This is a genomic window from Mesorhizobium sp. M0410 (genome assembly GCF_040321435.1).
GTDB lineage: Bacteria > Pseudomonadota > Alphaproteobacteria > Rhizobiales > Rhizobiaceae > Mesorhizobium.
Genome location: NZ_JAMYRN010000003.1, coordinates 68,221 through 94,433, shown reverse-complemented (window position 1 = coordinate 94,433; position 26,213 = coordinate 68,221). Strand labels below are relative to the sequence as shown.

At 63.6% G+C, this 26,213-nt stretch carries 25 protein-coding genes; 10 read left to right on the top strand and 15 right to left on the bottom strand.

The genetic code is table 11. The features are described from left to right. Window positions 1–43 precede the first annotated feature (43 nt). Window positions 44–679, bottom strand: coding sequence for a nucleotide exchange factor GrpE (gene grpE, locus NKI63_RS04560; RefSeq protein ID WP_352506612.1), 636 nt, complete (start codon window positions 677–679; stop codon window positions 44–46). Window positions 680–919: 240 nt separating this feature from the next. Here grpE and NKI63_RS04555 point away from each other — a divergent pair, with 240 nt between their 5' ends. Together NKI63_RS04555 and NKI63_RS04550 are read left to right on the top strand one after the other, a co-directional pair. Beyond that, window positions 920–1,120 carry a hypothetical protein gene (locus NKI63_RS04555; protein WP_254816803.1) on the top strand — a complete coding sequence of 67 codons (201 nt, stop codon included), beginning with the start codon at window positions 920–922 and terminating at the stop codon, window positions 1,118–1,120. A gap of 125 nt (window positions 1,121–1,245) precedes the next feature. Beyond that, entirely contained in the window at window positions 1,246–2,268 is a 1,023-nt protein-coding gene (locus NKI63_RS04550) for a fatty acid desaturase (RefSeq protein WP_254816802.1), read from the top strand. A 127-nt stretch (window positions 2,269–2,395) separates the two neighbouring features. Here the strand turns inward: NKI63_RS04550 and NKI63_RS04545 are convergent, their stop codons facing one another. From NKI63_RS04545 to cysG, 6 genes are all read right to left on the bottom strand, one after another. Beyond that, window positions 2,396–3,016 carry a DJ-1/PfpI family protein gene (locus NKI63_RS04545; RefSeq protein WP_352506613.1) on the bottom strand — a complete coding sequence of 207 codons (621 nt, stop codon included), beginning with the start codon at window positions 3,014–3,016 and terminating at the stop codon, window positions 2,396–2,398. A 126-nt stretch (window positions 3,017–3,142) separates the two neighbouring features. After that, complete coding sequence (locus NKI63_RS04540) at window positions 3,143–3,679, bottom strand: DUF934 domain-containing protein (protein WP_254816801.1); 537 nt, start codon at window positions 3,677–3,679, stop codon at window positions 3,143–3,145. 209 nt (window positions 3,680–3,888) lie between these two features. After that, window positions 3,889–4,653, bottom strand: a complete 765-nt coding sequence (locus NKI63_RS04535) for a phosphoadenylyl-sulfate reductase (protein ID WP_352506614.1) — start codon at window positions 4,651–4,653, stop codon at window positions 3,889–3,891. Further along, window positions 4,628–6,298 (bottom strand): nitrite/sulfite reductase, encoded by a 1,671-nt coding sequence (locus tag NKI63_RS04530; protein WP_352506615.1) that lies wholly within the window; start codon window positions 6,296–6,298, stop codon window positions 4,628–4,630. The genes NKI63_RS04535 and NKI63_RS04530 overlap by 26 nt, the downstream gene beginning before the upstream one ends. Window positions 6,299–6,371: 73 nt before the next feature. Next, window positions 6,372–6,677: a DUF2849 domain-containing protein gene (locus NKI63_RS04525; protein WP_352506616.1), complete on the bottom strand. Its 306-nt coding sequence runs from the start codon at window positions 6,675–6,677 to the stop codon at window positions 6,372–6,374. After that, on the bottom strand, window positions 6,674–8,125 hold the full coding sequence (cysG, locus tag NKI63_RS04520; protein WP_352506617.1) for a siroheme synthase CysG: 1,452 nt from the start codon (window positions 8,123–8,125) through the stop codon (window positions 6,674–6,676). Before cysG ends, NKI63_RS04525 begins: the two co-directional genes overlap by 4 nt. Before the next feature lie 435 nt (window positions 8,126–8,560). On the opposite strand from cysG, the gene NKI63_RS04515 reads away from it, so the two are divergent. After that, window positions 8,561–9,010: a baeRF12 domain-containing protein gene (locus tag NKI63_RS04515; protein ID WP_352506618.1), complete on the top strand. Its 450-nt coding sequence runs from the start codon at window positions 8,561–8,563 to the stop codon at window positions 9,008–9,010. 177 nt (window positions 9,011–9,187) lie between these two features. Here the strand turns inward: NKI63_RS04515 and NKI63_RS04510 are convergent, their stop codons facing one another. The 5 genes from NKI63_RS04510 to NKI63_RS04490 all read right to left on the bottom strand — a co-directional run bounded on the left by NKI63_RS04510 (window position 9,188) and on the right by NKI63_RS04490 (window position 15,084). Then, entirely contained in the window at window positions 9,188–9,940 is a 753-nt protein-coding gene (locus tag NKI63_RS04510) for an SDR family NAD(P)-dependent oxidoreductase (protein ID WP_254816795.1), read from the bottom strand. Between the two features lie 61 nt (window positions 9,941–10,001). Continuing rightward, window positions 10,002–12,254, bottom strand: coding sequence for a transglycosylase domain-containing protein (locus NKI63_RS04505; protein WP_352506619.1), 2,253 nt, complete (start codon window positions 12,252–12,254; stop codon window positions 10,002–10,004). Between the two features lie 425 nt (window positions 12,255–12,679). Then, complete coding sequence (locus NKI63_RS04500; protein WP_352468327.1) at window positions 12,680–12,931, bottom strand: hypothetical protein; 252 nt, start codon at window positions 12,929–12,931, stop codon at window positions 12,680–12,682. A gap of 43 nt (window positions 12,932–12,974) precedes the next feature. Further along, window positions 12,975–13,595 carry a ribonuclease D gene (locus tag NKI63_RS04495; protein WP_023675237.1) on the bottom strand — a complete coding sequence of 207 codons (621 nt, stop codon included), beginning with the start codon at window positions 13,593–13,595 and terminating at the stop codon, window positions 12,975–12,977. A 103-nt stretch (window positions 13,596–13,698) separates the two neighbouring features. Continuing rightward, the gene (locus tag NKI63_RS04490) at window positions 13,699–15,084 is read right to left on the bottom strand and encodes a M20/M25/M40 family metallo-hydrolase (RefSeq protein WP_352506620.1); all 1,386 of its coding nucleotides are present in this window, start codon (window positions 15,082–15,084) and stop codon (window positions 13,699–13,701) included. A 442-nt stretch (window positions 15,085–15,526) separates the two neighbouring features. Here NKI63_RS04490 and polA point away from each other — a divergent pair, with 442 nt between their 5' ends. Further along, window positions 15,527–18,475, top strand: coding sequence for a DNA polymerase I (polA, locus tag NKI63_RS04485; RefSeq protein WP_352820585.1), 2,949 nt, complete (start codon window positions 15,527–15,529; stop codon window positions 18,473–18,475). 110 nt (window positions 18,476–18,585) lie between these two features. Here the strand turns inward: polA and NKI63_RS04480 are convergent, their stop codons facing one another. Beyond that, window positions 18,586–18,990 carry a Fur family transcriptional regulator gene (locus NKI63_RS04480; protein ID WP_023721937.1) on the bottom strand — a complete coding sequence of 135 codons (405 nt, stop codon included), beginning with the start codon at window positions 18,988–18,990 and terminating at the stop codon, window positions 18,586–18,588. A 210-nt stretch (window positions 18,991–19,200) separates the two neighbouring features. On the opposite strand from NKI63_RS04480, the gene NKI63_RS04475 reads away from it, so the two are divergent. From NKI63_RS04475 to NKI63_RS04465, 3 genes are all read left to right on the top strand, one after another. Continuing rightward, window positions 19,201–21,402, top strand: a complete 2,202-nt coding sequence (locus NKI63_RS04475) for a caspase family protein (RefSeq protein ID WP_352506622.1) — start codon at window positions 19,201–19,203, stop codon at window positions 21,400–21,402. Window positions 21,403–21,504: 102 nt separating this feature from the next. Then, entirely contained in the window at window positions 21,505–21,885 is a 381-nt protein-coding gene (locus NKI63_RS04470) for a hypothetical protein (RefSeq protein WP_352506623.1), read from the top strand. Beyond that, window positions 21,882–22,586 (top strand): DUF4760 domain-containing protein, encoded by a 705-nt coding sequence (locus tag NKI63_RS04465; RefSeq protein WP_352506624.1) that lies wholly within the window; start codon window positions 21,882–21,884, stop codon window positions 22,584–22,586. Before NKI63_RS04470 ends, NKI63_RS04465 begins: the two co-directional genes overlap by 4 nt. Before the next feature lie 83 nt (window positions 22,587–22,669). On the opposite strand, the gene NKI63_RS04460 is transcribed toward NKI63_RS04465, so the two are convergent. Further along, window positions 22,670–23,752: a trypsin-like serine peptidase gene (locus NKI63_RS04460; protein ID WP_352506625.1), complete on the bottom strand. Its 1,083-nt coding sequence runs from the start codon at window positions 23,750–23,752 to the stop codon at window positions 22,670–22,672. Between the two features lie 392 nt (window positions 23,753–24,144). On the opposite strand from NKI63_RS04460, the gene NKI63_RS04455 reads away from it, so the two are divergent. Together NKI63_RS04455 and NKI63_RS04450 are read left to right on the top strand one after the other, a co-directional pair. Further along, window positions 24,145–24,771, top strand: a complete 627-nt coding sequence (locus tag NKI63_RS04455; protein ID WP_352820582.1) for a S1 family peptidase — start codon at window positions 24,145–24,147, stop codon at window positions 24,769–24,771. Then, window positions 24,741–25,232: a trypsin-like serine protease gene (locus NKI63_RS04450; RefSeq protein ID WP_352506627.1), complete on the top strand. Its 492-nt coding sequence runs from the start codon at window positions 24,741–24,743 to the stop codon at window positions 25,230–25,232. The genes NKI63_RS04455 and NKI63_RS04450 overlap by 31 nt, the downstream gene beginning before the upstream one ends. 67 nt (window positions 25,233–25,299) lie before the next feature. Here NKI63_RS04450 and NKI63_RS04445 read toward each other — a convergent pair whose 3' ends face one another. Then, the gene (locus NKI63_RS04445; protein ID WP_352687935.1) at window positions 25,300–25,650 is read right to left on the bottom strand and encodes a hypothetical protein; all 351 of its coding nucleotides are present in this window, start codon (window positions 25,648–25,650) and stop codon (window positions 25,300–25,302) included. A gap of 189 nt (window positions 25,651–25,839) precedes the next feature. Here NKI63_RS04445 and NKI63_RS04440 point away from each other — a divergent pair, with 189 nt between their 5' ends. After that, entirely contained in the window at window positions 25,840–26,169 is a 330-nt protein-coding gene (locus NKI63_RS04440; RefSeq protein ID WP_352506629.1) for a DUF2934 domain-containing protein, read from the top strand. Window positions 26,170–26,213: the final 44 nt, after the last annotated feature.

The window sequence follows — 26,213 nt, the reverse complement described above, 5'->3', positions numbered from 1 at the left end:
GTATTCCCTACTCCCGTACTGCCTATTCCCCTACTCTCCTAACTTACGCATCCTTCTCAGCTTGCTCATTCACCGGCCCCGGCTCCACCGGCGCTTCGCTCGCCACATGCTTGGGGCCGCCCTTGGCGACGCCGACCATGGCCGGCCGCAGCACACGCTCGCCGATCGAATAGCCGGGCTGCACGACCTGCACGACTGTGTTGGCCGGTACGTCGGGATTGGGCACCTCGAACATCGCCTGGTGGAAATTCGGATCGAATTTCTCGCCCTCGGGCTCAAGCTTCTTCACGCCGTGACGTTCAAGCGCCGACAGCATGGCGCGCTCGGTGATCTCGACGCCGTCGATCAGCGCCTTGAAACCGGCATCGTCCGAAGCCTTGGCCTCCTCCGGGATGGCATCCAGAGCGCGGCGCAGATTGTCTGACACCGAAAGCATGTCGCGGGCAAAGTTGGCAACCGCATAGGCGCGCGCATCGTGCACGTCGCGGGCGGTGCGGCGGCGCAAATTCTCCATGTCGGCCGCGACGCGCAGCGCGCGATCCTTCAGCTCTTCGTTTTCCTTCAGAAGCCGCACAAGCGCTTCATAGTCGCTGTCGACGCCGCCTTCCCTTGGCTCCGCGGCAGCCTCGGTCTTCTCGGCTTCATCGGGCGCGCGTTCGTCTTTTGCCTGGTCGCTCATCGCCGTTTCCCGTCATTTTCGAATGGTGTGGATTTGCGCCCGATATCGAGGTTTGGCGGCCAAAAATCAAGGGGCAAGCGATACTGCAGCCGCTGGCCACGGCTTGAGGGCGAACAGCGGAGACTTTTCGATTTTAATTCAAACTTTACCGTATCCGACGGCTTTGCTTGCCAGGCTACTACAATGCGGGAACCATTCCTCCTGTGGAAGAGTTTCGAAGCCGACACAGGATTTTGGAAGATGTCCCGCACCAATGGCGAAAAGCACGACGCGCTCGCCGTCGATATCCGGCGCCAGCTCGGCAATGAGACCACCAAGCGCTTCCTGCGCACCCTGCCGGCATTCCGCACGGAGACGGATATTCCCGACCGCCTGAAGAAATTGCTCGACCGCCTGGATGGCATCGAAACCAACATGGTCGCAGGCGGGCGCCGTCGGTAGGCGCCGTTGCCGGCGACGCGCCCGGCGACTGTGGCCGGGATTCGTCGCATCGCGCGACATTTACCCGCAGTAACTTTGCGTGATCTCCGTCTTGCGGCAGCGCCCTGCTCCGCCTATGTTTCATGATGAACATGATTTCCCCCGAAGCTGTGGCAAACAGCAAGCGCGCCTGGTTGAAAATCCTGTCGCGCTATAAAAAGCCCGACAGGCGTCGCAGCGCCGTCGAACTCGCCATCACCCTCATCCCTTTCGCCACGCTGTGGGCATTGTCCTCGGCCGCCTATGCCTATGGCCATTGGTGGGGTCTGGTCCTCATCCTTCCGGCCGCCGGCTTTCTGGTGCGGATCTTCATGATCCAGCACGATTGCGGTCACGGCTCCTTCTTTGCCAATCGCTATGCCGACGACTGGATCGGCCGTGTGCTTGGCGTGCTAACGCTGACGCCCTACGATTGCTGGCGCCGCGCCCACGCAACCCATCACGCCAGCGCAGGCAATCTCGACGAGCGCGGCACCGGCGACATCAAGACACTGACCGTCGCTGAATACCGGCAACTGTCGTGGCGAGGCCGGCTCGCCTATCGCCTCTATCGCCATCCGCTGGTGATGTTCGGCCTTGGCCCGATATGGATTTTCATGTTCGAGCAGAGACTGCCCTTGGGCATGATGCGGGGCGGTTTCACCCCCTGGGTGTCGTCGATGTCGACCAACCTCGCCATCGCCGTCATCGCCGCGCTGCTTATCTGGTTCGTTGGCCCCGGCGCGTTTCTGGTCGTGCATCTGCCGATCGTCATCCTCGCCGGATCGGCCGGCATCTGGCTGTTCTATGTCCAGCATCAGTTCGAGGAGACGGAGTGGACAAAGGACTCAGAGTGGGAATTCCAGCACGCTGCCCTGCACGGTTCGTCCTATTACGACCTGCCGCCGGTGCTGAACTGGATCACCGGCAATATCGGCGTCCACCACGTGCACCACCTTTCGGCCAAGGTGCCGTGCTACCGGCTTCCGGAAGTGCTGAGGGACTATCCGGAATTGCGTGAGATCGGCCGCGTCACGCTCCTCGACAGCCTGCGCTGCGTCAAGCTGGCGCTGTGGGACGAGACCCGCAGCAAGCTGGTATCGTTCCGCGAAGCGCGGATGGCCGTGTAGGCGCACCGCCGCACCTAAGGCGCGTCGCGCTCGACCAGCCTCATGCGACGCGCTCTTTATCGCAAAACCGCTGAACACACTTTTGCGCGACATGCGTTAGGGGTGCGGCAGGCTCCAAATTCCGAGCTTAAGCCGCCTGGCGTTGGTCGCGCATCAGGATCTCGCCTTGGCGGATCTCGGTGGCCAGCACTTTCAGGCATTCGCGCATGAACGCGGCAAGGCCCGGCCAGCCCTTGGCCGACACCAGATTGCCGTCGACATGGGCGCCGGTCGGCGCAACATCGATATAGATGCCGCCGGCCAGCGTGACTTCCGGCTCGCAATATTGCAGTGCCGCGACTTCGCGGCCGCGCACCACGCCGTCGACTGCGATCAGGATCTGCACGCCGTGGCAGATGGTGAAGATCGGCTTTCCCGTCTCATGGAAATGCCGCACCAGCGCCTGCACGCGTTTGTCGATGCGGATATATTCCGGCCCGCGCCCGCCCGCCGCGTGGACGGCATCGTAGTCGGCGGGATTGACCTCGGAAAACGTCTTGTTGAGGATGTAGTCGTGGCCGAGCTTTTCCGTATAGGTCTGGTGGCCCTCGAAGTCGTGCAGCGAGGTCTTCAGGATATCGCCCGCCTTCTTGTCGGGGCAAACGACATGGACGGTGTGGCCGACCGCATGCATGGCCTGTTCAAAGACGAAAATCTCGTACTCCTCGCTGAACTCGCCAACGAGCATCAATATCTTCTTGCCAGCCATATCCTCCCTTGTGGCCACATTTATTCGGATCACGAAATAATGGGCCTATCCTAAGGCGGAGAGGCGCAAAAAGGCTGAATCGGGAATGTGGTCCGACCAGACAGGCTTCTGGCCCTCTGGAGCAGATCAGCCGGGGCGCACCCGCCGCCAGGAATATTTCGGGCCTTTGGGCTCCGGCTTCACCGCCGGCTGATAGAACAGCGGCAGTCCGCCTGTGCGGCCTTGCTCGAGCCGCTTCAGCAGCACCGGGTGCGAGATCTCGAATTCGTCGAAGCCGAGGCGCAGCATATGCGGCAGCTGGTCGATAAGCACCTGCCCGGTGGCGCGCATGGCGCCGGTGAAGTGGTAACGGCTGCGCAGCAATTCGCCCTTGGAGAACGAGCGGCCGTCATTGAACGCCGGAAAGGCCAGCGCCACCAACGACAGCTGGTCGAGCAGGCCGGCGATCTTGTCGAGCTGGTCGCCGGGCTGCAGCAGCACGCCGATGCGTTCCTTCGCCGACCGCCGCACCTCCGGATCGAGGCCGAGAAACGCCTGCAACGGCAGGATGAAACGGCCATTGCCGACCAGCGCCTCGGCGCTTTCGGCATGAACCCACTCGTCCTCGCGGAACCCATCCGGTGTCCACAGCCGCGTGCCGTTTTCGGCTATCAAGTCGCTCATCAAGAAAATTCCCAAGTCCAAAGAGTCTAAAGTGCGAAGCACCTCAGGGTGCGTTGAGATTCAGGTCAGGCCGAGCCGGAGCCGAAGGCGGGCGCGAAGCGACCAAACTGCGTTGCTTCCGAAAACCGGAGCGGAGCGTACTCTTTGGTACGCGAGCACCGGAAGCGCAGGAAGCCGCCATTTGCAGGCCGGCTGAATATCAATATGCCCTAAAGTGAGGCGTCAGTCAGCGACCTTTCCAAACCCGACAAGTGGATGCCGCATTCGGTCTTGGCGTGCCCGGCCCAGCGGCCGCTGCGCGCGTCGTCGCCCGGTTGCACCGGCTGCGTGCATGGGAAGCAGCCGATCGACAGATAGCCATAGGCGACCAGCGGGTTTTCACGCAGCGCATGCGCGCGCATGTAGCCGGCCTGGTCCGATGTCGTCCAGTGCGCCAGCGGATTTATGCGGATGCGCGAGCCGACCGCCTCGAACACCGGGAGCGCTGCCCGGGTCGCCGCCTGGAAGCGCTTGCGGCCGGTGAACCAGGCGCGGAACGGCTCGACGCCGCGCGCCAGCGGCTCGACCTTGCGCACGTCGCAGCAGGCGTCGGTGTCGGTCTCGTTCAGATTGCCGGTCGGGTCGATCCTTGCCAGCGCCGCATCGTCGGGCCTGATCACCCGGATATCGGTCAGCCCGAAATCGGCGGCCAGCGCGTCACGATAGCCGAGCGTCTCCTCGAAATGCTTGCCGGTGTCGAGAAAGATCACCGGCAGCGTGCGGTCGATCTCGGCGATCATGTGCAGCAGCACCGCCGAATCCGCGCCGAAGGACGAGACGGCGGCGATTTCGCCGTGAAAGAATTCCCGGGTTGACCGCTCGATGATCTCCAGCGGCTTCAGATGGCCGTAGAGCGCGTCGAGACCCGCCGCTTGGGCGGCGATGCCGGCCTCGACGTCGACAATACGGTCAAGCGGCCTTGGCTTCGCCAGCATAGAGCGCCTCCTTGAACGGCGCAGGACCGACACGGCGGTAGGCGTCGATGAATCTTTCGTTTCTGTCCAGCCGAAGCCCGAGATAGGTCTCGACGATCTGCTCGATGGCATCGGTGATCTCTTCCGAACTGAAGCCGCGGCCGATGATCTCGCCGACCGAGGTGTTCTCGTCGGCCGAGCCGCCGAGCGTCACCTGGTAGAGCTCGGCGCCTTTCTTCTCGACCCCGAGGATGCCGATATGGCCGACATGGTGATGGCCGCATGCATTGATGCAGCCGGAAATCTTCAGCTTCAATTCGCCGATCTCGCGCTGGCGCTCCAGTGAGGCGAAGCGCCGCGAGATTTCCTGCGCCACGGGAATCGAGCGCGCCGTCGCCAGCGCGCAATAATCGAGGCCGGGGCAGGAGATGATGTCGCTGATCAGGTTCGAATTGGCCGTCGCCAGCCCGATATCGACAAGCGCGTCATAGACCGCCTTGAGGTCGGCCCGCGCGACATGCGGCAGGATCAGGTTCTGCTCGTGGCTGACGCGCAGCTCGTCGAATGAATATTTTTCGGCAATGTCGGCGACCGCTTCCATCTGGCTGTCGGAGGCATCGCCCGGCGTCTCGCCGATGCCCTTGAGCGAGATGGTCACCGCCGCGTAGTCGGGATGGCGATGGGTGACCACATTCTGGTCCAGCCATTCGGAAAAGCTCTTGGAGTCGAGGCGGGCAAGCTTGACCGCCTCGTCGCCTTCCGGCCGATCGACAAGCGGAGGCGGCGCGAAATAGGCGTCGATGGCGCGGATGTCTTCTTCCGGCAGCCTCAGCTCGGCGTCCTTCAACGCCTGCCATTCGGCCTCGACCTGGCGGGTGATCTCCTCGACGCCGGTCTCATGGACCAGGATCTTGATGCGCGCCTTGAACTTGTTGTCGCGCCGGCCATAGAGGTTGTAAACGCGCAGGATCGCCGTGCAGTAGGACAACAGATCCGCTTCGGGCAGGAAGTCGCGGATCTTCTTGGCGACCATCGGCGTGCGGCCCTGACCGCCGCCGACATAGACGGCGAAACCGAGCTCGCCGGCGGCGTTCTTCTTCAGGTGCAGGCCGATGTCGTGCGTCTGAATGGCGGCGCGGTCGCGCTCGGCGCCGGTCACCGCGATCTTGAATTTTCGCGGCAGGAACGAGAACTCCGGATGCACCGAGGACCATTGCCGCAGGATTTCGGCATAGGGGCGCGGATCGGCAACCTCGTCAGCGGCGGCGCCGGCGAAGTGGTCGGCGGTGACGTTGCGAATGCAGTTGCCGCTGGTCTGGATGGCGTGCATCTCGACGCTTGCCAGATCCGCCAGGATCGCCGGAATGTCCGACAGCGCCGGCCAGTTGAACTGGATGTTCTGGCGCGTCGTGAAATGGCCGTAACCCTTGTCGTATTTGCGGGCGATGTGGCCGAGCATGCGCAGCTGCTTGCTGTTCAGCGTGCCATAGGGCACCGCGATGCGCAGCATGTAGGCATGCAGCTGCAGATAGACGCCGTTCATCAGCCGCAGCGGCCGGAACTGGTCCTCGGTGATCTCGCCGGCAAGGCGCCGCGCGACCTGGTCGCTGAACTCGGCGACGCGGGCCTTGACGAAATCGTGGTCGAACTCATCGTAACGGTACATATTCAGGTCTTTCCGGGCGCGTCCGCCCGTTATTTTCTTCGTTCGAGCATGATCGGGACCATGCTTGTGTCATCTATGCCGCGTGGGCGGCTTGCGGACGGGCCTGCTTGCCCAGATCGTGACGGGTGGTCGGGCCGGCGGCACGGATCTTTTCACGCAGCCGGACCGCTTCGACCGTGCCGTTGGCCACGGTCACGTCTATCAGGTTGACGTCGACCACTTCGTTGTTGGCGGAGGCCTTGGCGCCGATCGCCTCCAGCCGGTCCTCGGCCGCCTTGTCATGGGCGATGTCGGCATGGTCGATGGTCTCGGCCCAGCCGCCATTGGCGTACCAGACGGCTATGCCGTCGGCGAGGCGGTTCGCGGTCAGGACTTTCATTGGTTCACTCCTTGCGCGGCAGCACGGGCCACGCTTTCCTGCCTGTGTGCCGCCAGCGGCTCGGACCGTTCGAAATTGGCGCCGGCGACGGCGTCGCCGATGATTGTCATCACCGGGCCGCTGAGGTCGGCGCGCGCCTCCAGCGACGGCAGGTCGGCGAGCGTGCCGTGGAAACGGCGGCGGTTGGCAAGGCTGGCATTCTCGACCACGGCGACGGCGGTATCCGGCGACAGGCCGGCTTCGATCAGCCGGCCGGCGACCTCGGCGGCGACCGAGCGCCCCATATAGACGGCGACCGTCGCGCCGGAAATGGCGAGCTTTGCCCAGTCGGGCAGCGAATTTCCCTTGAGGTCGTGGCCGGTGGTGAACACCATCGACGACGACACGCCGCGCAGCGTCAGCGGCAGTTCGAAATCGGCGGCGGCGGCGAAGGCCGCGGTGACGCCCGGAACCACTTCGTAGGCGACGCCGGCATCGCGAAGTGCCGCCATCTCCTCGCCGGCCCGGCCGAACACCAGCGGGTCGCCGGACTTCAGCCGCACGACGCGCTTGCCGGCGTGGCCAAGCTCGACCAGCAGCGCATTGATTTCGGCCTGGCTCTTGGAATGGCAGCCCTTGCGCTTGCCGACCGGCAGGCGCTCGGCATCGCGGCGGCCCATGGCGACGATCGCCTCCGGCACCAGCGCGTCATGGACGATCACGTCGGCTTCCATCAGCAGGCGATGGGCGCGCAGCGTCAAAAGGTCCTCGGCGCCGGGACCGGCACCTACAAGCGCGATATGGCCCGATGCCGGTTCTGTCGAAAGCAGCAGGCCGACGGCCGCATCATGCGCCTGCGAAAGCTCGCCTGCCTCGACAGCTCGGGCCGGCGCGCCGCCAAAGAAATCGCTCCAGAAGCGGCGGCGGGCATTGCCCTTCGGCAGCAGTCTTTCGGCGGTGTCGCGAAACGAAGCGGCGAGCGCCGCGAGCGGCCCGAGCGAGGGCGCCAGCATGCGGTCGATGCGGCTGCGCAGCATCTGCGCCAGCACCGGGCCGGCACCTTCCGTGCCGATGGCAATGGCGACCGGCGCGCGGTTGACCAGTGCCGGCGTGAAGAAATCGCATAGCTCCGGCCGGTCGACGGCATTGACCGGAATGCCCAGCCGGCGCGCATCCCCGGCAACGCGGCGATCGAGCGCCTCGTCGCCGCTGGCGGCAAACACCATCACCGCACCATTGAGATGTGCCGCATCATAGGCGTCGGCGATGTGGGCGGCCCCCGTCTCGGCGATAAAGGCCAGCAGCTCCGGGCTTGTTTCATCGCTGACGATGCGCAGCTCAGCGCTCGACTGCGCGAGCAGCCGCGCCTTGGCCAGCGCTTCCTCTGCGCCGCCGACGATGGCTACGGCTTCGCCCTCGACCCGCATGAAGACGGGAAAGGCATTGAGCTTGGGCGTGGCTTGCGGCATGACGAGCGGAATCCTGGAACCTTTTGTCAGTTCTACGCGGGGGCGCGAAAAACCAGAAGGCACCCACTCGCGCATCGCTTCGTAGCAGGCAATCTCTTTTCTGCAAGCATGAAGGCCAAGAGAAAAATATTCCACATTCAAATGCGGAGCAGATTGAAGCTGCTGTTGCAGCCCTTGATCCGCTGCCTTTTTAGCGGCCGGAGGAGCTAACCACAAACCAGATTTTTCTAAATTCTATCAATTTAGTAGATTAAGCCGCCGGATGCTGACCGAGCGATCGACGGCAGCCCGCGCTCTCGCCGACCCTGTCGGAGCACCGGGTCCGAGTGCCGGAACATTCCCGCCTCGGTACGCGTTTGCCCTATGGACCCGGGCCGGTCACACCCCTGCGGCAAAGGCCCGGCGGTGGGTTCGAAAATCAAAAAGGAGCGCCCCATGAGCAACGTCAGACTGAAACGCGGACTGTGGATCGTGGTGGCAGATGGCGAAAAGGCGCTGTTCCTCGAGAACCGTGGAGACGTCCAATATCCCGACCTTCAAGTCGTGCACGAGATGGAACAGGAAAATCCGGCAACCCGAGAACAAGGCACGGACCGCCCCGGCCGCTACAGCGACGGCCCTTCAATCCACCGCAGTGCGGTCGAGGACACCGACTGGCACCGTCTCGGCAAGGAGCGTTTTGCCGAAGAGATTGCCGACAGGCTCTACAAGCTCGCCCATCGCGGCACATTCAAGGAGATCGTGCTGATCGCGCCGCCGCCGGTGCTGGGCGACATGCGCAGGAAACTGCACAAGGAGGTCACCGACAAGTTAACGGCCGAAATTCCAAAGACGCTGACCAACCACAGCATATCCGATATCGAGAGCCTGCTGCAGGCGAGCTGATCGGGCATCGGCGGCGTGCAATTTCCTTATTAATCCCAGGCTGGAGCAGGTCCTCCCGTCAAGGATGGGGAGAGGGGGTCGCCAGCGCTGGGGATCCCCCTTCTCCCCGTTCTTCACGGGGAGAAGGTCCCGGCAGGGAATGAGGGGCAGCGCCGACGATTGACAAAACTCAGCCGCTCAAACGTGCTGGCCGCCGTTGATGTGAATTTCCGAGCCGGTCACGTAGGACGCCTGCTGCGAGCACAGGAAGAAAATGATGTCGGCAACTTCCGCCGTGGTGCCCAGCCGCCTCAGCGGGATCGTCTCGACGATTTTTTCCGTGCCCGGCGACAGGATCGCCGTATCGATCTCGCCCGGCGCAATCGCATTGACGCGGATGCCGTGCGGGCCGAAATCATGCGCCATTTCGCGCGTCAGCGAGCCGAGCGCCGCCTTCGATGTCGCATAGGCGGTGCCGGCGAAAGGATGCACGCGGGTGCCGGCGATCGAGGTGACGTTGACGATCGAGCCCTTGGCCGAAGCCAGCTCCTTGAACAGACCGCGCGCCAGCATGATCGGGGCGAAGAAATTCACCTGGAAGACGTCGCGCCAGACATGCATCGGCGTGTCGATCGAGTTCATGCGGCTGTTGCCGTCCTTGAGCTTCGGCGAGATGCCGGCATTGTTGACCAGCGCATGCAGCTGGCCGCCATGTGCTTCCAGGCGGTGGCGAATCTCGGAGATGGCGATGCCGACATCCTCCTGGTCGGCGAGATCGACCTTGATATGGTCTTCCGGGCCGGCCGGCCACGGGCAGTCCTCGGCAAAGGCCTGGCGCGAGCAGGTGATGACGCGCCAGCCTTCGCGTGAAAAGCGCTTGACCGTGGCATGGCCGATGCCGCGGCTGGCGCCGGTCAGCACGATCGTCTTTCTGGTGTCGAGTTCAGCCATGTCGCTTGTCTCCAGGCGGACATGTAGCGGAACACGGTCGCGGTTGCGAGGGGGATCAGCCTCAGCCGCCCGTCAGAATATCCAATATCGAGGTCTGCCGCTTCTTGACCGGGCCGCCGACGTCGCCGGGCGGCACCGGGTGCTTGATCGATCCGGTGGCGCTGTCGACGCCCGGCATGGCCAGGCCGCCGGCATCGACCGTCTCGGCAGGACGCACGGGACGCGAAACCGGCTGGGTCGCTGCTGTAGATGGCGCCGATTGGCCGACGGAAGCGACCGGCCCCGGCGGCGCCGTGTCGGACGGTATGTCGTCCGGGACGATGGTGTCGGGTGGCGTCGATTTCCAGGTTCCAGGCAGCGGCCGCACCGGCACGCCCTCATGCGCGGCGACCATGAACTCGTGCCAGGCCTGCGCCGGCAGCGCGCCGCCGGTGACCTTTTTCATCGCGCTGCCGTCATCATTGCCGAACCAGACGCCGGTGGTCAAATTGGCTGTATAGCCGATGAACCAGGCGTCGCGCGAATTCTGGCTGGTGCCGGTCTTGCCGGCCGCCGGCCAGGCGAACGCCGCCTTCCTGGCAGTGCCGATCTCGACCGTGCCGGTCATCATCGAGTTCATCATACCGACGACATCGGGCTTGACGACGCGCGGCGCACCGCCGCCATTGTTTTCGTAGAGCACCTTGCCGTCACTCGTCGTGACCCGGCGGATGAAATGGATGTCCGGCTTGTAACCGCCATTGGCGAAGGGAACATAGGCCGAGGTCAGTTCCAGCGGCGTCACTTCGGAGGTGCCCAGCGCGATCGAGGTGTTGGCCGTCAGCTCGGACTGGATGCCCATGCGGTGCGCCGCCTCGACCACCGCATTCGGCCCGACTTCCATGGTTAGCTGCGCGGCCACCGAGTTCAGTGATTTTGCCAGCGCCGTCGCCAACGTCACCTTGCCGAAATACTTGCCGCCGTAATTGTCGGGCGTCCAGTTGCCGATCTTGATCGGCGCGTCGTTGCGCACGCTGTCGGGCGTGCGGCCGGATTCCAGCGCCGCCATATAGACGAACGGCTTGAACGCCGAGCCCGGCTGCCGGCGCGCTTCCGAGGCGCGGTCGAACTGGCTGGTCGAATAGTCGTAACCGCCGACCATCGCGCGCACCGCGCCGGAATTGTCGATCGACACCAGCGCGCCTTGGCTGACATTGAGTTTTTTGCCGCTCTGGTCGATCAGCCGGCGGATCGATTGCTCGGCGAGCTTCTGCAGCGTCAGATCGACGGTCGTGTCGACGACGATATCGCGGCGCACGTCGCCGATCAGATCGGGCAGTTCTTCCATGATCGTATCGGCGACGTAGTTTTCCGAGCCGGTCCAGTAGGACGGCGCGCGTGTCGCCGGCGCGCTCATTGCCGTGGTCTGCTCCTTGGCGCTGATCTTGCCCTCGTCGCGCATCGCGGCGAGCACCAGCTGCGCGCGCTGCTCGGCCGCCTTTGGATCGCGCGCCGGCGACAGCCGCGACGGCGCCTTGAGCAGGCCGGCGAGAAGGGCGGCCTCCGACAGCGTGACGTCACGCGCGCTCTTACCGAAATAGCGGCGCGAGGCCGCTTCGACGCCATAGGCGCCGGAGCCGAAATAGACCCGGTTGAGATACATTTCGAGAATCTGGTCCTTCGTATGCTTGTGCTCCAGCCACAGCGCCAAGAGCACTTCCTGCACCTTGCGTTCCAGCGTGCGGTCCGGCGTCAGGAACAGGTTCTTGGCCAGCTGCTGGGTCAGCGTCGAGCCGCCCTGCGAAAAATGCCCGCCCAGCACATTGGTCACCATGGCCCGGGAAAGGCCGATCGGGTCGATGCCGAAATGCGAATAGAAGCGGCGGTCTTCGATAGCGATGACGGCCTCGGGAATATAGGGCGACATTTCGTGCAGGCCGACGGCCTCGCCGCCGCTCATGCCGCGATTGCCAAGCAGCTGGCCGTCGACCGAGACGATCTTGATGTTGGGGGCGCGATCGGGAATGGCCCAGGTGGTGGCCGCCGGCATTTTCGCGCCGTAATAGACGACGATGCCGGCAGTGGCGATGCCGCCCCAGATGGCCAGCACGAAGCACCAGTAGAACAGCCGGCCAAGCACGCCGAACACGCCGCGCCGGCTTTTGCCGCGCCCGCCACGAGACGGCTTGGCCTTGGTCGATTTGCGCTTTGCAGCGGCTTTACGGTTGCTCGGCACGACGCGGTCCTCCTCGCTCACCGAAAAACCGGCCGAGGATCTCGCCCCCGGCGATGCCTCGAAGCTGGGCTCGATGCGGTTGTCTTTCCGGTTCGCCATGCGCTGTGCTGTCTTCCCGATGCTTATGGCGTTGGGGTTGAAGACTAGATGCGGCGATTTAAGGGCGGGTTAAGTCGGGAAAAATCGAAGTAAAGTGTATTCAACCGTTTGCGGAGCAGGCGCGGCCCGCGACAGCGCCAAAGCCGGAAATGAAAAAACCCGCCTCGGCGGGCGGATTGTTGGAGCCAATGAGCACCATAGCGACATTAGTAGCATAGTTGCCGGCACAAAGCAAGAACAAAATACGCGTTGCCGCACAATAGTCGTTCGGTTGCGCTGCCCCTCACCCTTACCCTCTCCTCGTGAAAGACGGTGCGAGGGGAGATCGCCGGCGTTGCGGCCAAGCCCCTTCTCGCCGTTCTCACGGGGAGAAGGTCCCGGCAGGGGTTGAGGGGCAGCGCCGAGTTCGACCGTTGCGACAACCCTCAGTCGTCCGCGTCCGGGTCGTCGGAGGCCGGCCGCCAGCTGATTGGCTCGATCTTCCTTTGCGTATGGCCGTCCGTATAGGCCCACCAGCCGGCATCGCTTTCGTCCCAGTCGCCGCCGGCCGCCTTCAGCCGGTCGAGCGAACGGTATTGCGCGATGCTCTCGTTCATCACGCCGTCGCTGTCCTGCCAGTAGACCGTGATCTTGGAACCGTCCTTGGGTGCCGTCTCGATTGGTTTTCGCGCAGCCATTTCAATTCCTCCCGGCCGACGGCGTTAAAGTGCCAGAAGGCCATTAGCTGTGGGCGAAGATGTCCTCTTCATCCCAGCCCATCAGGTCGAGTTTCGCACGCGTCGGCAGGAAGCGGAAGCAGGCATCGGCCTCCCTGGTCCGGTTGTCGCGTGCCAGACGCGCGCTCAGTACGTCGCGCAGCCGGTGCAGGTAGAGCACGTCGGAGGCGGCATATTCGAGCTGCTCAGGCGACAGCGTCTCGGCTGCCCAGTCGGATGATTGCTGCGCCTTCGACAGGCCGACCCCGAGAAGCTCGAAGCAGATGTCCTTCAACCCGTGCCGGTCGGTGTAGGTGCGCGTCAGCCGCGACGCGATTTTGGTGCAGAACACCGGCTCCGGCATGACGCCGAAGGCGTTGTAGAGCACGGCGAGATCGAAGCGGCCGTAATGAAAAAGCTTGGTGATGCTGCGGTTCTTGAGCAGGCTGACGAGGTTCGGCGCCTTCTTCTGGCCGGGCGCAATCTGGATGACGTCGGCCGAGCCGTCACCCGGCGAGATCTGCACGACGCAGAGCCGGTCGCGATGCGGGTTCAGCCCTAGCGTCTCGGTGTCGATGGCGACCGCCCCGACATCGTAATGCAGCAGGCCGGGCAGATCGTTTTTGTGGAAACGTATGTCGCTCATCGTCTTCTCCGGTCGCGGCCCCGTGCAGCGATGCGCGACGGACCGTGCCCGTCCTTGCCGCGATCCGGCGAAAAATCAACAAAAACTTGAGTCTGGCGCAATTTCAGCGTGTCAGCGCCTCGAGAATGCGCGCCCAGGAGCGCTGGCCCTTGTGGAAGGAGCTCATCTCGTACTTCTCGTTCGGCGAGTGGATGCGGTCGTCGTCGAGGCCGAAACCGACCAGCAGCGATTCCATACCGAGATAGGTCTGGAAATCGCCGACCACCGGGATCGAGCCGCCGCCGCCGGTTATTACCGCCGGCTTCGGCCATTCGTCGGACAGCGCCTGCTTGGCCTTGGCCAGGAAGGGCGAGTCGTAGGAAAGCTGGATTGCCGGCGAGCCGCCATGCGGATGAAATTCGACCGAGCAGTCCGCTGGCACGCGCTGCCTGGCAAATGCCTGGAAGGCGGCGCGGATTTTTTCCGGATCCTGTTTGTGGACCAGGCGGAAGGAGACTTTTGCCGAGGATTGCGCGGCGATCACCGTCTTGAAGCCCTTGCCGGTATAGCCGCCGATAATGCCGTTGAACTCGGCCGTCGGTCGCGCCCAGGTGAGCTCGAGCACCGAGCGGCCCTTTTCGCCGGACGGAATCGACAGGCCAATCGGGCCGAGGAAGGTCTCGGCCGTCTCGCCGAGCGACAGCCACGACTGCAATATCTGCGACGGCGTTTCCTCGACGCCGTCATAAAAACCTGGAATGGTGACGTGACCATCGGCATCGTGGATGTCGGCCAGGATCTTTGCCAGGATGCGGATCGGATTGGCGGCCGCACCGCCATAGAGCCCGGAATGCAGGTCGCGGTCGGCGGCAGTCACCGTGATCTCCTCGCCGACCAGCCCGCGCAGCGAGACGCAGATCGACGGCGTATCGCGGTCCCACATGCCGGTGTCGCAGACGAGCGCGAAATCGGCCTTGAGCTCGTCCGCATTCGCCTCGAGAAACGGCTTCAGCGACGGCGATCCGGACTCCTCCTCGCCCTCGAACAGGATTGTGATTCGGCACGGCAATCCGCCATGCACCTGCTTCCACGCGCGGCAGGCCTCGACGAAGGTCATCAGCTGGCCCTTGTCGTCGGCCGCGCCGCGGCCGGTGATCACCTTGTGGCCGGGCTCGATCTCCTTAACCGCCGGCGCGAACGGGTCGCTTTCCCACAGCTCGATCGGATCGACCGGCTGGACGTCGTAATGGCCATAAAACAGCAGATGCGGCGCGCCCGCCGGCCCATCGTGATGCGCGACCACCATCGGATGCCCCGGCGTGTCGCGCAAGCTGGCGTCGAAGCCGATCAGCTTGAGCTCGGCGACCAGCCATTCGGCGGCCTTGCGGCAGTCGGCGGCGTAGTCCGGATCGGTGGAGATTGACTTGATGGCGAGCAGGCCGAACAGGCGTTCCAGGCTCTGGTCAAAGTTCTTGTCTAGGCGGTCGAGAACAGGGGAAACTGCGGACATCTGGCGGGCCTTTCGATTCTGGCGGCAAATCTAGAGTCCATGCGGCGAAACGGAAAGCCCGCGACCGTTGGGCCACAGCTTCCTGTCCAACGGCAAAAAAATGCCGCCGTGGTGGAGGGGAACCACGGCGGCCTTTACTCGAAACGATGCGGCAGCCCGGAGAGGGGGGATAGGCTGCCGCAAGTGTCCGGGATAGGCGGGGGACGGGCCTTGCTCCGGACTTCGGCGAAAACTGCCGATGCGTTTTATCTGTGTCTGCGAACGTGGCGATTCAAGGGCACAAAAATTACACTTTTGTAACATAGGCGTGAGCGAACAAAGCTGCGGCCAAGCGCCAGGGCCGGCCAAGCTCGCACGCCATTTGTCAGGGTGTTGCCGGAACCCTTGGCGCAAGCCGCCTTTGGCATGGACCGCGGCGCTGCGCCGCGCTATCCCTCGTGGCATGAAAAAAGGCGATCATCTCTTCCTTGTCGACGGCTCCGGCCACATCTTCCGTGCCTATCACGCGCTGCCGCCGCTGTCCCGCAAGTCCGACGGGCTGCCAACCAGTGCCGTGCTCGGCTTCTGCAACATGGTCTGGAAGCTGACGCAGGACGCCCGCAACACCGATGTCGGCATCGTGCCGACGCATTTCGCCGTGATTTTCGACTATTCGTCGAAGACCTTCCGCAACGACCTCTACCCCGAATACAAGGCCAACCGCTCGGCGCCGCCGGAAGATTTGATCCCGCAATTCGGCCTGATCCGCCAGGCGACCAGGGCATTCAACCTGCCATGCCTCGAGACGGAAGGCTACGAGGCCGACGATTTGATCGCCACCTATTGCCGGCTTGCCTGCGAAGCCGGCGCCGACACCACCATCATCTCCTCCGACAAGGACCTGATGCAGCTGGTCGGCCCAACGGTTGCCATGTACGACCCGATGAAGGACCGCCAGATCGGCGTTTCCGAGGTGATCGAGAAATGGGGCGTGCCGCCGGAGAAGATGATCGACCTGCAGGCGCTGACCGGCGATTCGGTCGACAATGTGCCGGGCGTGCCCGGCATCGGGCCGAAGACGGCGGCGCAATTGCTCGAACAGTTCGGCGACCTCGACACGCTGCTCGCCCGCGCCGGCGAGATCAAGCAGGACAAGCGGCGCGAATCGATCATCGCCAATGCCGACAAGGCGCGCATTTCGCGTGACCTGGTGAGGCTGAAGAACGACGTGCCGGTGACCGAAGGGCTTGACGAGTTCGTGTTGCATGCGCCGGACGGCCCCAGGCTGATCGGCTTTCTCAAGACCATGGAATTCTCGACGCTGACCCGCCGCGTGGCCGAAGCGACCGGAACCGACGCGGGCGATGTTCCAGCCACTCCCGTCACCATAGAGCGTGCCGATACCGCGCATGGCCCCGATATGGGTTTTGGCCTGCCCGCGGTCGCCGAGAGCGCGCCGCCGCCGGACGAAGCGGCACTCGAAGCCCCGACCGCAGCCAAGCAAGGCGACACCCCATCCCTGCTTTCGGCGCTTCGCCTGGAGGCTGCCACCGCCCGCAAGATCGACACCAGCGCCTACGCCTGCATCCGCGACGCCGCGACGCTGAAGGTCTGGATCGCCGAGGCGATGGAGAGAGGCATCGTCGCCTTCGACGTTAAGGCCTCCTCGCCCGATCCGATGCGGGCCGAACTGATCGGCCTTGCCATGGCCGTCGCGCCTGGCCATGCCGCTTATGTGCCGCTTGCCCATAAGAACGGCAATGGCGACCTGCTCGGCGGCGGCGCGGTCGAAAACCAGATCCCGGTCCGCGACGCGCTGGCGTTGCTCAAGCCGCTGCTCGAGGACAAGTCCGTCCTCAAGATCGTGCACGACATGAAATACCGCCTTGTCGTGATGAGCCGTCACGGCATCGAGGTCGGCCCTTATGACGACACCATGCTGATCTCCTACGTGCTCGAGGCCGGCACCCACGGTGGCCACGGCCTGGAGGCGCTGGCCGATAAATGGCTCGGCCACGCGACCATTCCGCTGAAGGAACTGGCCGGCTCGGGAAGAAGCTTCGTCGGCCTCGATCAGGCCGACCTCGACAAGGCGACGGCTTACGGCGCCGAGCACGCCGACGTCGCGCTCAGGCTCTGGCAGGTGCTGAAGCCACGGCTTGCCGCCAAGGGCCTGGTCTCGGTCTATGAACGGCTGGAACGGCCGCTGGTGCCGGTCTTGGCGCGGATGGAACAGCGCGGCATCTCCGTCGACCGGCAGATCCTGTCGCGGCTCTCCGGCGAACTGGCACAGGGTGCCGCACGGCTTGAGGACGAAATCTACCAGCTGGTCGGCGAACGCATCAACATCGGCTCGCCAAAACAGCTCGGCGACATCCTGTTCGGCAGGATGGGCCTGCCCGGCGGTTCCAAAACCAAGACCGGCCAGTGGTCGACCTCGGCGCAGCTTCTCGAAGACCTCGCCGCCGAAGGCCATGAATTGCCGCGCAAGATCGTCGACTGGCGCCAGCTGACCAAGCTGAAATCGACCTATACCGACGCGCTGCCCGGCTTCATCCATCCCGACACCAAGCGCGTCCACACCTCCTACGCGCTTGCCGCGACGACGACCGGGCGGCTTTCGTCCTCGGATCCCAATCTGCAGAACATTCCGGTGCGCACCGTCGAGGGTCGAAAGATCAGGACGGCTTTCATTGCCGACAAGGGCAACAAGCTGGTTTCCGCCGACTACAGCCAGATCGAGCTGCGCGTGCTCGCCCACGTCGCCGAAATCCCGCAGCTCAAGCAGGCCTTCGCCGACGGCGCCGACATCCACGCCATCACCGCGTCTGAAATGTTCAACGTGCCGGTCGAGGGCATGCCTTCGGAAGTGCGCCGCCGTGCCAAGGCGATCAATTTCGGCATCATCTACGGCATTTCCGCTTTTGGCCTCGCCAACCAGCTGTCGATCGCGCGCGAGGAAGCCGGCGACTACATCAAGAAATATTTCGAGCGTTTCCCCGGCATCCGCGACTATATCGATGCGACCAAGGCCTATGCCCGCGAGCACGGCTATGTCGAAACCATTTTCGGCCGCCGCATCCACTATCCGGAAATCAGATCGTCAAATCCTTCGGTCCGTGCCTTCAACGAGCGCGCCTCGATCAACGCCCGCCTGCAGGGCACCGCCGCCGACATCATCCGCCGCGCCATGATCCGCATGGACGATGCCCTGGAAAAAGCCAAGCTTTCCGCCCGCATGCTGCTGCAGGTGCATGACGAGCTGGTCTTCGAGACCGTCGAAGCCGAGGTCGAGGCGACGATCCCGGTCGTCTGCCACGTCATGGAGAACGCCGCCATGCCGGCGGTGTCGATGTCGGTGCCGCTGCACGTCGACGCCCGCGCCGCCGACAACTGGGAAGAGGCGCATTAGCGTGCGGACGTCCGCGGCCGACCAATTGTAATCTGTAGCGATCTTTCGCGCCCCCTCTGTCCTGCCGACATCAAAAGGTCGCCACCGCTATGTTGCGGCCTAACCGGCCTTCAAGCCGCTTCAGCCAAACACTTCGCACAAGTCCCACGAAACTCGATCACCGCCTTCTTGGCGGCGAAGCCGGTCGAGCGCACCCATTCGTCGAGCCGGTGGCCGACATCGTGGTCGGAGAACTCGGTCACCTGGCCGCAGCTGTCGCAGATGGCAAACGCCGTCATCGAATGGCTGTGGTCGTGCGGCTCGGCACAGGCGACGAAGGAATTGAGGCTTTCGAGCCTGTGCACGAAGCCGGACTTCACCAGCGTGTCGAGCGCCCGATAGACCTGCAGCGGCGCGCGAAAACCGCGCTCGCGCAATTGGTCGAGCAACGTATAGGCGCTGAGCGGCCCGCTGGCGGCCTCGAGTTTCTCGAGAACGCAAAGCTGGTTCTTCGTCAGTACATCCCTTGCCGCCATGATCCCGTTCCAAGCCGCTTCCGTGCCGATCGCTGCCATTAGGCATGCAATCCGGCCTCTTCCACTGAGATAGCGACGAACTGCCTTTTTTGCTACTGTTTGTATTCGCAGCCGATGGTCGGCTGGCCGGCGACGCCCATATTCAAAATACTGACATCCTCGGCCAGGCTGGCCGTGCTTGAAGATTCGATCGGGCTTGGGGAAGCAATCATGATCAAGGTGACGCGGCGGACGCTGCTTGCCGGCACGTCCGCGCTGGCCGCTGCCGGCCTGGTGCCGTTTCGGGCATTCGCAGCGGCGCGCACCTACCATGCGCTGCTTGTTGCCTGCACCGATTATCCGAACCTGCCGAAGAAGAACTGGCTGATCGGACCGAAGAACGATGCCGGCCTGGTGCGCGATTACCTCCTGAAGTACACGCCCGCGCCGGTGAAGTTTTCAGCCGAAAACGTCGCGCTGCTCGCCAAGGATGTCGAAGGCGCCAACGGACCGCCGACACATGCGGCGATCAAGGCAGCACTCGCCGACCTTGCCGCCAGGGTCCAGCGTGACGATTTCGTCTACCTGCATTTGTCCGGTCACGGCGCGCAGCAGCCGGCGGCGAACAAGGGCGACGAGACGGACGGCCTCGACGAGATTTTCTTGCCGTCCGACATCGACAAATGGGTCAACCGCGAAACGGGCGTGCCCAATGCGCTGGTCGACAACGAGATCGGCACCGCGCTCGACGCTATCCGCGACAAGGGCGCCTTTATCTGGGCCGTATTCGACTGCTGCCATTCCGGCACTGCGACGCGCGCCGCCGAGGTCGACGACGAGCTGGAACGCAAGGTCGAGTTCGCCGATCTGGTCGGCGGCGACGACGCTGCCAGGGCGGCTGCGGTGAAAGCCTATGACGAGATTGCGTCGGCCGCGCCGCGCGGCTTTGACGAGGACGGGCAGCGCAAGCCGGCCTTCAAGCTGACGCCGACCGGCGCCGAGCCGACCACCAAAGGCAAATTGGTCGCCTTCTACGCGGCGCAGACGGTGGAGACGACGCCCGAGATGCCGCTGCCCAAGGGCACGGCCGATGCGCCTCGATTCGGGCTGTTCACCTTCACCATCCTGTCGAAACTGGCCGAGAATCCCAACATCACCTACCGCCAGCTCGGCCAGGCCGTGCTGCAGCAATATTCGGCGGACGGCCGCACCCGGCCGACGCCGCTGTTCGAAGGGGAACTCGACGCCCGCGTCTTCGGCACCGACAAGACAGACGCGGTCATGCAATGGCCGATCGTCATCGAGAACGACAAAGCCACGATCGGCGCCGGACTGCTGCATCGCCTCACCCCAGGCAGCAGGCTCGCAATATTGCCCTCGGCGCTGTCGCCGCTGTCGAACGCGCTTGGCTATCTCCAGGTGCAGTCGGCGAAAAACCTGGAAAGCCGGGTCAAGCCGGTCGAGTTCGGCGGCAAGCCGGCGATCAAGCTGGCCGACATCCCCGCCAATGCCTATGCCCGGCTCGCCGAGCTCGCCGTCGACTACAAGCTCGTGATTGCGCGGCCGGCGGCGACCAAAGGCCTCGAGAAAGAGGCCGCGCTGGCGAACTCGGTTCTCGACGATCTGGCGGCCAGGGAGAACTCAGGGTTCCACATCGCGCTGGTCGAGCCGGGCAAGAGCGCAGATCTGCGTCTCGCCGTGCTGCGCGAGAACGCCATTGCCGGCGCCGCCGAAGATGCCACCGACGCGCCGGCGCTGTGGTTCCTGCCGGCTTCGGGCGACATGACGCTCAAGGAGGGCAGCAAGCCGCCGATGATCGTCATTCATCCGGACGACCGCGAAAAGTTGGTCGATGCAGCGGCCAAGAACCTGACGAAAATCTTCCGCGCCATCGGCCTGTCGAGGCTGGCCGCCGCTTCCGATTATCGGCCGGAAGAGGTCAGCGTCGAGTTCCGGATCAAGCGTTTTGATAGCGACACGCTGCAGCCGATCGAACCGTCGACGGTGCCGCGTGTTTCGCCCGACGATCAGGTCCACGTGCTGGCCAGGAACGGTTCGACCGATCTGGTCGACATCAACGTGCTCTATGTCGGCTCCGACTATTCCATCCAGCATTTTCTTGCCGAGCGCCTGACCGAAGGCGCCGTGCTCGAGGAAGGCCTGTTCAAATTCACCGACACCAGCTTCGGCATGGAGCGGATGATCGCCGTCTTGACCGAAGCACCGCCGCAGAGCGAGAAGCAGGATCTGAGTTTCCTGGCGCAAGAGGGCGTTGTCTCTGTAACGCGCGGACTTGGACAACCAAACTTCTCCGATATGCTGGCCGATATCGGCAGGGCGCCGGCGACGCGTTCGGCCATGCGGCTCACCGACGACAAGGGGTCGAAGGGCGCCGTGATGATCTTCCCGATGGAGACGGTGCCGCGCGCCTGAGGCGGGGTCAGGTGCCCGGCCGGGCCTCTTGCCTAATCGGCTGATAATGAACATTCTTCGACCGCTGCTGTCGGCGGCCGAACGGAACGGATGAGGGCGTTCGTGAACAGGATCGTATTTTCGTGGCGCGCAACAACCGCCGGTCTTGTCGCCGGGCTGCTGCTGGCCGCCAATGCTTCGGCGGACGAGGCTTGCGGCCTTTGCGCTAAGGAGGTCGTCATCAATTCCGAACTGGCGAGCTGCTTTCTCGACCAGTACGACCAGATCGCCAAAACCGGCAACGCCGCCGTCATCGTCGATCTCAGCAGCTGCACCTCACGCGGCGTGGTCGAACCATTGCCGTCGCCGGGCAAGGCGCAGGTGGCGCCTGACGTGCAGTTCATCGTTTCGCGGGCGCAGCTGGATTGCCTGAAGAAGAAGCTGGAGACGCCGGGCATCGTGCTCGACCCGTCCGCCACCATAGACCTGGACAGCTGCGGATGACGAAAGCGGGGGGCAACGCAACGCAGCAGGCAGTGACGGCGCCGGTGCCGCAAAAGAAGCCGGTGTCGCTGCCGGAAACCGTCGAAGGCCTGCCGTGGGTGAGCAATCACGAGGTCAAGAAGGAGGCGAACCCATTCACCGATCGCGACTGGCGCATGCTCGTCTATGCCTGGTCCGGATTGCTGGTGCGCCTGGCGATCATCTTCACCCTGATCTTTTCGGTCTACCAGTTCCTGGCGAACCAGGAGCAGAAGCGCGTCGAGCAAACGATGTCGCTGGTCGAGCTCTGGGAAAGCAAGGATTACCAGCAGGCGCAACGGGCCCTCAAGCAACGCCTGGCGGCGCTCAACGCCAAATACGGCAATCTGCTCAGTGCCAATCCGACGCCGACCGAGGAACAGGTGTTCAGACAACGCATCGGCATCGAAGCGATGAGCGCAACCGGCGGCGACATGCCGCTTGCCGAGTTCAGCGACAATTTCGACCGCATCGTCTATTTCCTCAACCGCCTTTCCTCCTGCGTCGAAGGCGGGCTGTGCTCGCGTGAGGTCGCCGACTCCTATTTCCGCGACTATGCCGCTTCCTTCTGGAGCTATTTTGCCGGCTATATCGACAAGGAGCGCAAGGCCGGTTCACCGACTTTCGCCCAGCCGATCGAGAACTATGTCCGCCAGGCGCCACCCTCGGCCCAGTCCAGATAATCCCGAAAAATGCGAAGCCGGCGACGGAAATGCTCCGCCGCCGGCTAGTTCTCCGCGATGATCGCGGCGGGAACTCTGCAGGCCTATTTGTACAGGCTGTTGATCCACTGGACGTTGATGGCGTTCAGACGCACGGCGGTGTTGGCATCCGGGCTCTCGGCCACGTTCACGCCGGTGATGACGCGCTGCTTTGAGCCATTGTCATAAGCGTAGACCGAGCTGCCGCTCGATCCCGGATAAGTGTCGCAGTCGTACTGGAAATACTCGGTGGCGATGTGTTCGGCGAGCACTTCGCAGGTCGCCTTCCACATCGTGCCCATCGGCTTGTCGCCGGGATAGCCGACGATGTTGGCGGTGAAGTCGCCGAGATCCACATAATCGGCATAGCCCAGCCAGCCGAGGTTGGTGCCGACATCCTGCTTCAAGGTGACGATGCCGAGATCCCATGGCACGACCGAGCCGTAAAAGCCCTGATAATTGTCGATGAAGCCCTGGACGATATAGGCGCTTTCATAGGTGAAGGCGCCGAACGGTGCGTCGTCGGCAGTCTTGCCGTTGAGAGCCGGCACGAACAGGATATCGTCCAGCCAGGCCTTGTCTTCGTGGCTGTAGAGGCAGTGCGCCGCGGTGAGCACCGTGCGCGGGCCGATCAGCGTCGCCGAGCAGCTGCCATAGCTGCCGCTCTTCGATTTGCCTTCGAGGTAGCCGATCGCGGTGAACGGGTAGGTTTTGGTATTCTTGATCTGCTCCCGGTCGTCCGTCCCGAACACCTGGCGGCCGGCCTCTTCGCCTCCGCTCAGCCCGGAATTCTGGGACTTCTGTCCCTCGGCGGGCGCGTTCATTTCCTTGATGACAAGGTCCTTCAGCGTCTCGTTCGGATCGATCTTGATGTCCTTGCCATCGGCGGAGCGGCCGACGATGCCATAGGATTTGACGGCCGTTGCTTCGTCGGTGAGCGGCGCGGCGCGGTTGGCCTCGTCCTCGGTCAGTTTCGGCGGGGCGATCGGTTTCGCCCGGCCAGGCTTGTAATCGCCCGATGTCACGTCACGCATGCTTTCGCCGTTGCCGGCGTTGGCGGAACCTGGCTCGGCAGCCAAGGCAGGAACCGCCCACATTGCGGTGGAAAGCAACGCGGACGCAATAATGCACTGTGTCAGTTTTGTCATGGTGAGACTCTCCCAAAAGTCAGCAAGGACTGGATCAAGATATAGAAATATTGTCGAGATCGTGGTGGCGCCGAAAAATGAATTTGGTTGCCGGCGCCTTTACCGGGCCATTATTCAGTGCAGCCAGTTTAGGTCCCCGCCAAAAATGCCCGCAACGGTATACTGCCTAAAATAATCCAACATTGGCAACGACAAATTGCTTCCACATAGCCCGTGGGGGATTATAGATTTGGGCGGGTTTGGCTCGACACCACGATTTAGCAAAAGTGGTACTCGGTTTTTTGACGGATCACGCTCCACATCGGCGCATGATCGGCTCACCGGCCGGTTCCCCTTTCAGTGGATCACGCGTCGAGGCTGATCTGTCGGAACATCGTCTCAGGGGGTTCGAGGTGAAGATCATCCATAGGTTCAGACCGATTGCTGCAGCCTCGCTGCTTGCCATCGCGGCGGCCTTGCCGGTCGTCAATTCCGTTCATGCCACGGACGCGGCCGCCCGGCCGGAGGCGGCGATCTCGCCGATGAAACGCGTGGCCGAGGCCAGGGCAAAAGCCAAGGCGGAGAACCCCGACGGCACCGATCGCGTCTACGGCGGCAAAGAGGCCGAGAAGGGCGCCTATCCGTTCCAGGTGGCGTTGCTGACCACCGGCAAACTGGACGAAAGTCCGGCCTCGCAGGCGAATGCGCAGTTCTGCGGCGGCAGCCGGATCGCGCCGCAATGGGTGCTGACGGCGGCGCACTGCCTCAACGACGACGGCGAGCCGATTTCGCCTGATGTGGTCACCGTGCTCACCGGCGCCACCGATCTCAGCGAGGGCAAGCGCTACAAGGCGGTAGAGATCATCGTCAACGAGGGCTACAGCGAGCAGACGCTGGACAACGATCTCGGCCTGATCCGGCTGGCCGAGCCGGCCGATGCCCCGACCATCAAGATTGCCCGTGAGCCGACCCCCGACGCCGGCAAGACCACGGTCACCGGCGGGGCAAGATGCAGGACGGAACATTTCCCACCGCGCTGATGGTTGCCGACTTGGACCTCCAGCCGAACGCAACCTGCAACAACGGCATCAGGGCGATTTATGCGCGTGATTTGAAGGCTGCGCTCGGCGAGCTCGCCCGCCGCATGCGTTACTCGGAAAGGGGCATCGAGGCGGCCGCCAATGCAATTGCTGCTGATATGGCCGATCCGCTGACCGGCAACATGATCTGCGCCGGCACCGTCAGCGGCGAGCGCGACGCCTGCAATGGCGACAGCGGCGGACCGCTGTTCATGACCGGCGCCGATGGTCCGGTGCAGGTTGGCGTCGTCAGCTGGGGCGAAGGTCCGGCCGACGGCAGCACCGCCTGCGGCCACAAGAACGCCTACGGCATCTACACGCGGCTGGCGAATTACACCGGCTGGATCGAGGAGAAGATGAAGACGGCAGCGCCTGCAGCGCCCAAAGCCCTCGGCACGGCGCAGAAGCCCGCCACGCCCTGACCGGTGTCATTTGCTGAATGACGGCGGGAGCAATCCCGCCGTTTCTGCCCGGAACCTTAGGTTGGGACTAGAACCAGCGATCGCGGCGCTGGTCTGTGGCGGCCAAGGCGAGGCCCAGTAGCGCCCCTACGGCCGCTCCGAGTATGAATGCGGACGATACCGTGCCGGGATTCTCCTGGACGACCCCGGAAACCGTCTGCGCCCTGTTGCGCAGGGCTTGTGCCGTCCGCGAGGCGCGCTCGGCAGCGCTGTCATACCAGTCGCCGGCGTCTTCGATCGCCTCTTCCGCGCGTTCGGCCAAGGTCCGATTGATCTTGCTTATCTCGCGCTTCAGCTGCGCGACCTGCTTTTCCAGGGCTTCCTGAGCTTCACGTTGAGTCATCTTCGGTGTTGCGGATTCGTTCGGTTCGTCGGCCATGGTAATCTCCTTTGCTCAGGTTCGGCTCAACGGCCGGCCCGCTATCTAGGTTCCTCCGCAAAACGCATCTGTCCGGTGTTTGTTCGATGAGAGACCGGGTTTTGTCCGGCAGTGTGCGAAATCGGCCTGAACATAGGATCGTTCCGGCGCTCCCCGCGTTGGTGAAAACGCCACAAGGGAGGAACCGTCATGGACAACGATCGGCATGAAAAGATTCGGCAGCGAGCCTATGAAATCTGGATGCGCGAGGGCCGCCCGGATGGCGCGCATGAGCGTCATTGGCAGCAGGCGAAGCAAGAGCTTGGCTACGATGAGACGACGACCGGCCAGGCTGATGATGACGCGGCCGAGCACGGTCCCACTGGAACGATCGCCAGTTCCGACGTTCTGACGGTCGAGGCACTGGCGATGCGCACCGGGATAACCGGTGATCAGGCGCAAGAGCTGATCGACAGGCTTGGCAACGACAGGGCGACGCTCGAGCAAGCCGCGCGGAACATCAAGGCAGCCGAAAATTAGAGCCTGTTTGAGGAGAAATCCCCAACGTGCCTCTGGCGTGATTC